Annotated in this window: 9 protein-coding genes and 2 pseudogenes; 3 read left to right on the forward strand and 8 right to left on the reverse strand. The window is 44.4% G+C overall.

From position 1 onward, the window contains the following. The 3 genes from QZ169_RS10965 to QZ169_RS10975 form a co-directional block, all read left to right on the forward strand. Positions 1-1,326 (forward strand): EF-Tu/IF-2/RF-3 family GTPase (locus QZ169_RS10965; protein WP_295507024.1); only part of this gene is annotated, 1,326 nt, incomplete at its 5' end. 23 nt (positions 1,327-1,349) lie between these two features. Beyond that, complete coding sequence (locus QZ169_RS10970; RefSeq protein ID WP_002929675.1) at positions 1,350-1,619, forward strand: DUF3165 family protein; 270 nt, start codon at positions 1,350-1,352, stop codon at positions 1,617-1,619. A gap of 75 nt (positions 1,620-1,694) precedes the next feature. Then, on the forward strand, positions 1,695-1,955 hold the full coding sequence (locus tag QZ169_RS10975) for a DUF3165 family protein (RefSeq protein ID WP_002929676.1): 261 nt from the start codon (positions 1,695-1,697) through the stop codon (positions 1,953-1,955). A gap of 27 nt (positions 1,956-1,982) precedes the next feature. Here QZ169_RS10975 and QZ169_RS10980 read toward each other — a convergent pair whose 3' ends face one another. From QZ169_RS10980 to QZ169_RS11015, 8 genes and pseudogenes are all read right to left on the reverse strand, one after another. Further along, entirely contained in the window at positions 1,983-2,834 is an 852-nt protein-coding gene (locus QZ169_RS10980; protein ID WP_295507027.1) for an alpha/beta fold hydrolase, read from the reverse strand. A gap of 14 nt (positions 2,835-2,848) precedes the next feature. Continuing rightward, positions 2,849-4,642, reverse strand: a complete 1,794-nt coding sequence (locus QZ169_RS10985; RefSeq protein ID WP_002920811.1) for a serine hydrolase — start codon at positions 4,640-4,642, stop codon at positions 2,849-2,851. Between the two features lie 16 nt (positions 4,643-4,658). Continuing rightward, on the reverse strand, positions 4,659-6,440 hold the full coding sequence (locus tag QZ169_RS10990; RefSeq protein ID WP_002906173.1) for a serine hydrolase domain-containing protein: 1,782 nt from the start codon (positions 6,438-6,440) through the stop codon (positions 4,659-4,661). A 16-nt stretch (positions 6,441-6,456) separates the two neighbouring features. After that, positions 6,457-8,253: a serine hydrolase gene (locus QZ169_RS10995; protein WP_295507030.1), complete on the reverse strand. Its 1,797-nt coding sequence runs from the start codon at positions 8,251-8,253 to the stop codon at positions 6,457-6,459. A 216-nt stretch (positions 8,254-8,469) separates the two neighbouring features. Continuing rightward, positions 8,470-8,789, reverse strand: a pseudogene (locus QZ169_RS11000) (serine hydrolase); the annotation flags it as partial. Between the two features lie 219 nt (positions 8,790-9,008). Continuing rightward, a complete protein-coding gene (locus QZ169_RS11005; RefSeq protein ID WP_295507032.1) occupies positions 9,009-9,908 on the reverse strand; it encodes a CPBP family intramembrane glutamic endopeptidase in 900 nt (299 codons plus the stop codon). A 76-nt stretch (positions 9,909-9,984) separates the two neighbouring features. Further along, positions 9,985-10,206 (reverse strand): annotated as a pseudogene (locus QZ169_RS11010) (transposase); the annotation flags it as partial. Positions 10,207-10,210: 4 nt separating this feature from the next. Continuing rightward, positions 10,211-10,792, reverse strand: a complete 582-nt coding sequence (locus QZ169_RS11015) for a TetR/AcrR family transcriptional regulator (RefSeq protein ID WP_049543114.1) — start codon at positions 10,790-10,792, stop codon at positions 10,211-10,213. Positions 10,793-10,864 lie beyond the last annotated feature (72 nt).

Raw genomic sequence — 10,864 nt, forward strand, 5'->3', positions numbered from 1 at the left:
TCTTCATTGTCAGACGATCCAGCTGATCAAGAAAAAACAATGGCACCAATCTTTGATACTATCATCGACCATATCCCAGCTCCAGTGGACAACTCAAATGAGCCTTTGCAGTTCCAAGTCTCACTCTTGGACTACAATGATTTCGTAGGTCGTATCGGTATCGGACGTGTCTTCCGAGGGACTGTTAAGGTTGGGGACCAAGTTACCCTTTCTAAACTAGACGGAACAACGAAAAACTTCCGTGTTACAAAACTCTTTGGTTTCTTTGGCTTGGAGCGTCGTGAAATCCAAGAAGCAAAAGCGGGTGACCTGATTGCCGTTTCAGGTATGGAAGATATCTTTGTCGGTGAGACGATTACACCGACAGATGCTGTTGAAGCTTTGCCAATTCTGCATATTGATGAGCCGACTCTGCAGATGACCTTCTTGGTGAATAACTCACCATTTGCTGGTCGTGAAGGGAAATGGGTGACTTCTCGTAAGGTTGAAGAACGCCTGCAAGCTGAACTGCAAACGGATGTATCTCTACGTGTTGAACCAACTGATTCACCAGACAAGTGGATCGTTTCAGGTCGTGGTGAACTACACTTGTCAATCCTGATTGAAACAATGCGTCGTGAAGGTTATGAGCTGCAAGTATCTCGTCCAGAAGTGATCGTGAAAGAAATCGATGGTGTCAAATGTGAGCCATTTGAGCGCGTCCAAATCGATACACCTGAAGAATATCAAGGCTCGGTCATCCAAAGTCTTTCTGAACGTAAGGGTGAAATGCTGGATATGGTAGCTACTGGTAATGGTCAAACTCGTTTGGTCTTCCTAGTTCCAGCCCGTGGTTTGATTGGTTACTCAACTGAGTTCTTATCCATGACTCGTGGTTACGGGATTATGAACCATACCTTTGATCAATACCTACCACTTATTCCAGGTGAAATCGGTGGCCGCCACCGCGGTGCTCTGGTATCCATCGATGCTGGTAAGGCAACGACCTACTCGATCATGTCTATCGAAGAGCGCGGAACTATATTTGTCAACCCAGGTACTGAGGTTTATGAAGGAATGATTATCGGTGAAAACTCTCGTGAAAATGACTTGACTGTTAACATCACCAAGGCTAAGCAAATGACCAATGTTCGTTCTGCAACCAAGGACCAGACAGCAGTCATCAAGACACCGCGCATTTTGACCTTAGAAGAATCTTTGGAATTCTTGAATGACGACGAATACATGGAAGTAACGCCAGAATCTATTCGTCTGCGCAAGCAAATTTTAAATAAACAAGAACGCGAAAAAGCCAATAAAAAGAAAAAATCAGCTGCAGCTGAATAAGCAAAAAGGAAAGGAGCAGCAATATGGTTTATCTTATCATTGGGATTTTAATCCTCTTTTTCTACATTTTTGCTGTTCCATCCAGTATTAAAGGCACTGTTAATGCTGTGACCATGGTTTTACTGATTGTGGCCTTGATTATCTTATTCGGCTTAGGCATTTTTCAGATTTTCCAATTGCCAGCTGAATATTTTGTAGGATTTGGCCTATCCGTAGTGACCGTCTTGGCTTTGCGGGATATTAATCGTCTCAAGCCGCCTAAGAAATCAAAAAAGAATTTTGATGAAGAATAATAAATGAGCAAGAACTTAGGAAGTCGGATAGACGTTTTGAGTTTTTGCTCTTTTTTTTACAAAAACAATAGGTTTATGTTTTATTTGATTGTGGGAATTCTCATTCTCTTATTTTACATTTTTGCTGCTCCGCCTAGCATTCGCGGAACACTCAATGTAGTGACGCTGGTGCTTATCTTGGTTGTCTTGCTCATCCTCTTAACTCTAGCAGCTTTCCGAATTTTCCAGCTGCCTAGCGAAATCTTCGTCAGCATTGGCGTGACCTTTCTTGCTTATTTTGCCTTGCGGGATTTAGCGAGAATGCCCGTCAAGAAAAAAGAAAAGAAAAACCTATAAAAGCGGTCTTGCTTTTATAGGTTCTTTTTATGCTCCAAAATGCTGGTGCAAGATAGCAAAGTAGTCTTCTGGATTGTGGAGAAATGGGAAGTGGCCGCTGTTTTTAATCGTGAACACCTGAGCGCTGGGATAGCGGCTGATGACAAAGTGCATGCTGGCACCAAAAATATCATTGTCACCGAAAGTCACGGTAATAGGAAAAGCAGGATGTTCTAGGCGGGGCAAGAGAGGATAGGCCATAATTTCCTTTCTTGTCTGATTGCCTGCCCGGACTGAAACATTGCTCAAGTTAAACGTCACATCGCGAAAGGCTGGATAGTCGGCATTGTAATTGCGAGCAACCTGACGATAGAGAGCCTGCGAAGCCTTGGAACTGCCAAGACCTCCCAGCAGAGAATAGATTCCCATTTTCAGCCATTTGATAGTCGTGCAGTGATTTTTATTGTAATTCATCATTTCCTTTTCCATTTGTTTCCACTGCTTGCCCGTGCCTGTTCCCGGCGAGGAAAGAAAGAGACTAAGGAGCCGCTCAGGGATTTTGCTGGCGTAGATTTGCGCGTACAATCCACCCCAGGAATGCCCCAAAAGGTGAAATTTATCTACATTGAAGTGGTCGGCGATTGTGTTGATGTCTGCAATGTAGGCCTCCATGCTGTAGTCGCCACTCGGACAGGGCGATTTCCTCGTTCCCCGCTGGTGAAAGACAATCAGTTGATAATCTTTTTCGAGCTTAGGGATAAAGAGCTTGAAGTCATCAGGCGTTCCCGGTCCACCGTGCAGCAGGATAATCGTTTCCTTGTCAGGATTGGGATAGCAAACGGTGTAGAGTTGGTCGGAGCCGTTTTGAATCATTGTTTCGATTTTTTGAGAATGGGTCATAACTTTCCTTTCTTTTAGTAGAGCGTCCACCACTGATATAGGCTCCAGTAGAGGAGATTGAGAACGACGATAAGTGAAGCACTGCTGGTCAAGTAGGTCAAGATTTTTCGACCCTTGCTCACTTGGAATTTTGAGCGCAGGAAGAATGAGGCAATAAGGCTAACCAGGAGGCTAACTCCCACAGCTGCAAAGCCCATAGAAAGCCAAACACGGCTGTTTGGTGAGGAATGTAGACTCAGGACGCTTTGGATAAAGAAGTAAAGCAGGAGCATGGTAGATAGAATGAACCCGCAAGTCAGGTATTGCCAGAGCGACCAAGCAAGCGGTGTAAGTTTGTGATTTTTCCGCTTGAAAAGAAGCCGATAGAGTTTGACCAGTAAAGCAGATACAGGGATGAGGAGGGCATAGAAAGCAGCGAGGCACCACAAGACGAGACTGCCGTAATCCTTGACTACATCCCATGTGGAAAGTTTAAGGTAGTCTGCGATAGGCAATTTCAGCCGTTCTTGCTTGCCGTTTTTCTCCAATTCCCAGTATTTTTGAGTGACAAATTTACTATTTTTCTCAAGATAGTTAGTTATTGGCGGAGCAATGCGCGTGATTGATAAGGCATTGGTGAAAACGCGACTTGAGCGATAAACGCCCGGTTTAAACTCTGCTTTTATCTTCTCTGAAGTAGTTGCCTTGTTTCCATAAATCAGCTCAGGAATTTTTTTAAGATAGTTACTTTCGTATTGTTGATTGGTTAAAATGACGGTAGCGATACCTGATTTGAAATCCAAAGTTAATATGGATGAAAAGCCAGCCGTATTACCACCGTGACCGAGGATAACGCGGTCTTGATAAAGGTCACTCCAAAATCCGTGAGCATTGATTGGGAGTTTGCTATCAGGAAAAGTCGAAGTCGCCGTATAAAGGGTGTCCCAAGTTTCCGCGCGCCTAAAAAGTGTCTTCTTTTGCAGGAGTGCTTGGGCAAAGGTCTTAAAGTCTTTCAAAGTTCCTGTTGCTCGCCCGCTCGGATAGTAAGGATTAGGCTTGTTTGCCTCGCCAATCAGCTGACCGTCTGAGGTGTAGCCCTTGATTTCCTTGCGTTTTTCGACCACATAGTCATTATCCGAAAAATCGGGCAAAATAGCGGTGTGCTTCATACCTAAGGGCTGAAAAATATGCTCGTGCACATAGTCAGCGTAAGATTGTCCGCTAATCCGCTCGACGATGTAGCCAGCAAGCACCGTTCCAAAATTGGAATAAGCAGTTATTGTCCCCGGCTCATAGGCTTGAATAATCGGCGCCTTTTGTAGCGTATGGGCTAGGTCTTTGTCTTCATTTTTGGCCAAGTCAACATCTGCGAAGCCTGCTTGGTGGTTCATGAGGTCAAGCATGGTAATGGGTTTGTCAAATTTGAGCTTGCTTTTGAGAAAATCCTTGGGCAGATACTCTTTGATGTCGGTTTTTAGGTCAATTTTCCCCTCTTCCCAGAGCTGCATGACGCTGACCCAGACGGTTAATTTCGTTACAGAGCCCCACTCGAAAACTGAGTTGTCATCCACCGCCCACTTTTTTTCCTTGTCTACATAGCCAAAATTATTTTGGTAAATGGTTTGACCGTCCTTGTCAAAAATAGATGTTGCCAGTCCTGCGCTGGTTTTCTCGTTTTTCTGATAATAATCCTCAATCTTCTGTCCGATTTGGTCGTAAGATGTCCCCGACGGCAATTTTTGCTCATCGGCTCGAACTTGCGCTACTCCAAAAGCGAGCAAGCCGCAAGTCAGCAGCGCCACAGTGCTCTTCAAAAATGATGTTTTCATGATACTTACCTTTCTATTAAAGTGCCCACCATTGGTACAGGCCCCAATAAAGGATATTGAGAACGACGATAAGTGAAGCGCTGCTGGTCAAGTAGGTCAAGATTTTTCTGCCTTTGCTGACTTGGAATTTTGAACGCAGAAGAATTGGCAAAACAGAACTAGCAAGAAGCAGCAGACCCGTTATTGCAAAGATGACATAGAGCCAAGCACTGTTATTTGGCGAGCCGCTGATGTTCATATTATATTGCACGATGAGAATGGTTATGAGTACAGTGGACAAAACAAGTCCGCAAGTCAGATAATGCCAGAGCGACCAAGCAAGTGTCACAGGTTTGCGGTTTGTCCGCTTGGCAAGGAGCCGGTAGAGCTTGACCAGTAAAGCAGATACCAAACTAAGAAGAGCATAGAAGATTGCTAACCCCCATAGGATGACACTGCCGAATTCTTTGGCAACTTCCCAGTTAGATAGTTTAAAGTAATCAGAAACTGGGCGCTTGATAAATTCTCGCTTACCGACTTTCTCCAAGCTCCAGTAAAATCGATTTTCACTATTTTTATCAATATAGAAGGTCGCCATATTTAGTCGCGCAATGGATAAAGGCCCAAAGAATTGACTAGCGTCACGATAAAAGCCGGGTTTGAGTTCTTCTTTCTTTTTGTTGGGAACATCTTTCTTTTGCCCATAGACCAGCTCGGGAATTTTCTCAACATAATTTTTCTCGCCCAGTTGGTTCGTTAAAATGACAGCAGCGATACCTGATTTTAAGTCTAAGGTCAAACTTGATGAAAAACCAGCTGTATTACCACCGTGCCCGAGGATAACTTGGTCTTGATAAAGGTCACTCCAAAAACCATGAGCATTGGTAGGAAGATCGCTATCAGGATAGTTAGAGGTTGCTGTATAAAGGGTGTCCCAAGTCTCTGAACGCTTAAAAAGTGTCTTCTTTTGCAGGAGTGCCTGAGCGAATGCCTTGAAATCTTCCAAGGTTCCTGTTGCTCGCCCAGCAGGGTACATTTCTATTAGATATGGAGCTTCGCCAATCAACCGACCGTCTCTAGTGTAACCTTTGACTTCCTTACGTTTTTCTACTACATAGGGATTATCTGATAAATCGGGTAAGAGAGCGGTGTGCCTCATATCTAAAGGTTCAAAGATATGCTCGTGGACATAGTCAGCATAAGATTGTCTGCTAATCCGCTCGACGATATATCCTGCCAGAGCCGTCCCAAAGTTAGAGTAGGCTGTCACTGTTCCCGGCTCATAGGCTTGATAGATATGTACTTTTTTGAGCGTATCTCCCAAGTTCTTACTAGTTCCCTTGGCAAGCCCCGTGTCTCCAAAGCCTGCTTGGTGGTTCATCAGATCCAGCATGGTGATTGGCTTGTCGTATGTGAGCTTGCCTTTGAGAAAATCCTTGGGCAGATACTCTTTTATATCTGTTTTAAGGTCAATCTTGCCTTCTTCCCAAAGCTGCATGACGCTGACCCAGACGGTCAACTTGGTGGCAGAGCCCCACTCGAAAACTGAGTTGTCATCCACCGCCAACTTTTTTTCCTTGTCTACATAGCCAAAATTATTTTGGTAAATGGTTTGTCCGTCCTTGTCAAAAACAGATGTCGCCAGTCCCGCACTGGTTTTTTCGTGTTCCTTGTAGTAATCCTCAATTTTCTGACCAATTTGGTCGTAAGGCGTGCCTGACGGCAACTTCTGCTGGTCAGCGTAAGCGTGACCAGCTCCCAGAGCGAGCAAGCCGCAAGTCAGCACAGTTAAGCAATGTTTAAAAAATGATGTTTTCATGATACTTACCTTTCTATTAAAGTGCCCACCACTGGTAAAGGCTCCAATAAAGGATATTGAGAACGACGATAAGTGAAGCGCTGCTGGTCAAGTAGGTCAAGATTTTTCGACCCTTGCTCACTTGGAATTTTGAACGCAGAAAGATTGGCAACCCAGCATTGACTAAGAAAATCAGTGCAAGCAGGGCAAAGAGAATGGCTTGCCAGCGATAATCGGGCATGTACTTCCCCGAAACGGCAACTATGACGAGACCTGCTAGATTGACTAGGCTAACCAAAATCAGTCCGCAAGTGCCATAATGCCAAATTTTCCAACTTCTTGGAGTCGGTCTTTTGCTTTCTTTTCCAAAAAGTGAGCGATATATCTTGCTCAAAGCAGCTAACAGAAGAACAAGTACGGCATAAACCGATGCCAGTCCCAGCAGAGCGACAGAGCCATAATCCTTTATCACCTCCCAAAGCGAGAGCTTTTCTAAATTATTATAGGTTGTTTCAACTTCTGTTCGGCCTTGGCGCTGTTGCAAAAGCCAATAGTTGCTGACTAATAAATGACCGTCTTTTATCACATCTTTCACATAAAAGGTATAAGCGGGGGCAAGGCGCGAAATAGAGGTCGGGCCTTGCTGAATGGAGCGAGAAGTTCGATACATGCCCTCTTGAAAGTCTTTTTGAGACTGGCTAGGGGCTTGCTTTTTCTTACCAAAGACCAAATCGGGTAGACCAAAAGAATAGGTGGCTTCTTCTCTCTGATTTACCATAGTAACCATGCCAATACCCGATTTGAAATCTAGCGAAATCAGGGTGGAAAAACCGGCAAAAGAATAGCCGCCGTGTCCTAAAATCGCCCCTGTCTCATACTCTGTCACCCAAAAGCCGTGAGCGTTCTTAGCGACTGCTTTATCTGAGAATGTAGAAGTTGTCTGATACAGTTCATTCCAGGTTTCTGGGCGCTTAAAGAGCTTTTCCTTTCTCAAAAGAGCTTGCGCGAACCGTTTGAAATCGGCAAAAGTCCCTGTCGCCTGTCCCGCTGGATAAATATCTGCGGGAAGCAATTTATCTAGATATAAGTTTCCATTTGTATCATAGGTTTTCTCGCCCTGCCGCTTGTCTCGGACATAGGTATTGTCCGACAAATCAGGTAAGAGAGCGGTGTGTTCCATACCCAAGGGCTGAAAAATATGCTCGTGGACATAAGCCGCAAAGTCCTGTCCGCTGATGCGCTCCACGATATAGCCTGCTAGAGCTGTACTGTAATTGGAATAGGATGTCACCGTCCCTGGCTCATAAGTTTGAGCGGGCTGGCTTTTTAGTAATTCTTCCAAGCTCTTGCCTGCTCCTGTGCTCAGCGGCGTTTCATCAAAACCCGCTTGGTGGTTCATCAGATCCAGCATGGTAATGGGCTTGTCGTATTTGAGGTGTTTCAGGAAATCCTTGGGCAAATACTCTTTTATATCTGTTTTTAGGTCAATTTTTCCTTCTTCCCAGAGCTGCATGACGCTGAGCCAGACGGTCAATTTGGTGGCAGAGCCCCACTCAAAAACCGAGTTGTCGTCCACAGCCAGCTTCTTTTCCTTGTCCATATAGCCAAAGTTCTTTTGGTAAATGGTTTGGCCGTCCTTATCAAAGACTGCTGCCGCCAGTCCCGCGCTGGTTTTTTCGTGTTCCTTGTGGAAATTTTCAATTTTCTGACCGATTTGGTCATAAGGCGTGCCCGACGGCAATTTTTGCTGGTCAGCTCGAACTTGCGCTGCTCCAAAAGCCACCAAGCCACATGTTACCAGCGCCACAGCGCTTTTCAAAAATGATGTTTTCATGATTGCCTCCTTAGAATTTAAACTGCCTTCCCCTTTGCACCCTTATCCTAACAAAAGGGCAGCGCCAAATCTACCCTTTTTCGGTAAGTGGTAAGTTTCTGCAGGTAAGTGGTAGAAAAAGTGGGGGGGAAGTGCTAAACAAAACCAGCATTGCTATCATAGCAATGCTGGTTTATATCTGTTTGATGAATATTTAAACCAAATCCGCCATCTTGCCCAGAGCTGCATGACACTGACCCAGACGGTGATTTTGGTCGTTGACCCTCCCACTCGAAGACCGGGTTGTCATCCACCGCTTGCTTATTTTCCTTGTCCATAAAGCCAAAGTTGTTTTGGTAAATGGTCTGTCCGTCCTTGTCAATGACGGTCGTCGCCATACCAGCACTGTTTTTTTCGTGCTCCTTGTAGTAGTCCTCAATCTTCTGACCGATTTGGTCGTAGGATGTGCCCGACGGCAATTTCTGCTGGTCAGCTTAAACATGACCCGCTCCTAGAGCGAGTAAGCCACAATTTACTAGCGCTACAGCGCTTTTCAAAAATGATTTTTTTCATCATTGTCCTCCTTTTAATTTGGTTACACTTCCTGTTTAAAGGACAAACTTCAAATATTTATAAAGTATTTCTAAAATATTTCTAAAGTTTTTTGAAAATGAAGATGAAAACGAGTAGGTAGAACGGTCATTTTTCAGTTAAGGGTTACTCCCTTCTTTTATTTATTCGTCAAATTTATCGGATTTACAGTCATTCTAACGTTTTTACAAGGCCTTGGCGTCTGCTTTTTTCTTGACCAGATAAGCGATGAAAAGGCAAATCAAGGTCATCGTGATTGGCTCCAGGATCCCTCCTACGATAGGAATGGCAGCCGTTCCAACTAAAAGTGGATTGCTGTCGCTACTTAAGGTCGTCCGCAGGAAAGTCGGACCGCTCTCAACAAGGCCAAAGATATTTGTAAGGGTCAGATTGTAGAGAGCATGGGTCGCCGCCACCAGCCAGAGATTATCGGTCAGGGCAAAAAGGAGGGAAAAGAGAACGCCCGACAAGGTCACGCTCAGGATGTAAGAGAAAGGAGCGCCACCCTTGAATGTGTGCATGAGACCAAAGAAGAGACTGCCTAGGGCAATAGCTGGGACAAGCCCCATTTTGGTGCGGAGCTTGTTCAGGACAAAGCCGCGGTAAATGACTTCTTCGGCTAAGGCCTCCAAGAAAGTCATAAGGAGCAAATAGAGCCAGAGTGCGAGATTAAATTGATTTCCTAGTCGAAAATGGAGCTGACCAGCTAGCGCATTGACGCCAATAATCGCAGTTGTTGTCAAAAATCCTATAACTGCTCCAAGCAGGAGATTTTTGCCCAGCTTTTCCCGCCAGAGACCAAAGCTGGCAAGACTGCGCCGCTCCCAAACTTTAGCCACAAGGAGAAGGGAAAGAGCACTGATACCGTGAAAAAGAAGAGTGCTCACTTCTCCCAATACGAGTTGATTTGAAGGATTGATAAAGGGTTGTATCAGCCATTGAGACAAGAGCCCGCTGAGCAACATGCCCAGACCGAGCGCCAGAAAGGCGAGGGGCATGCTCAGCCACCAGTTTTTCGCCCCTGCTTCTTCTTGCAAAGTTTCTAGACTAGAGGAATGATGTGTCGCTTGATAAATATGTGCCATATGTTTTCCTTTCTAAATAAGAATTTTCGATACTGTCAATAATTTTGTGTAAACACTCTAGTAGAGTTATGTAGTTTTAATCAAATAAGCTTTCAAGTGTGTCAGAACATTGGCCAAACCCTTTATGGATTCGTTGACTTTGCTTGAAATTATAATCTTCAAACAAAGTAACTAAGTAACGTTCCAGAGCCTCCTCGTTAGGAAAAAGAACCTTCTTTTTCGTTTGACGTTTGATTTCTTTGTTAAGAGACTCAATGAGGTTTGTCGAATAAATGCTGTGCCAAATCTGGTAGGGAAACCTCCTATTGATAAAAAGCGAGTGTCGTTTGGATGAGTGATGTCAGCTCTTTCTTGTCTGCTGGATAAATTTTCTGCCGGACTAAAAGACTGATGCCGAAGACAAAACTCCCCAAGTGCATGAAAACCTGATTGAAGTCGTAGTCGCCGTCAAGTGACTGGATAAATTCCTCTATTTTCTCCTTATTATAGTCAAAAGAGGCGACTCTTTTTTCCAGCTCTATTTGCCCTGTATCATCATTTTGCGTAGCTAGGCTGTATTTGCTGAGAAATAGAAAATCGAAAAAATTTGCATGGACTTGAGAGTAGTTGATAAACTGTAGAGCCAGCTGTAGAATTTTCTCTCGGGGCGCTTGGTCTTCTTTTTCCGACTCTTTTAGAAAATCAGCAAAATGTTTGGAAATGATTGGAACCAAAGCGAACATCAAATCGTCCTTGTTTTTGAAATGGCGGTAGCTAGCCACATGGCTGACCTTGCAGCTACTTGCTAACTTCCGAAGCGACAGGTCTTGCCAGCCATGAGCAGCAATGCTATCAAAGCCAGCCTGCAATAATAGTTCTTTTAAAGGTGGCTTTTTTTCTGCCAATTTTCCTCCTCCTTTCGAGATGTTTTTACTAGTTACCGATGGTAACTTCTTTCTATGATTAGTATAACACTT

This window comes from uncultured Streptococcus sp. (genome assembly GCF_905372115.1).
GTDB lineage: Bacteria > Bacillota > Bacilli > Lactobacillales > Streptococcaceae > Streptococcus.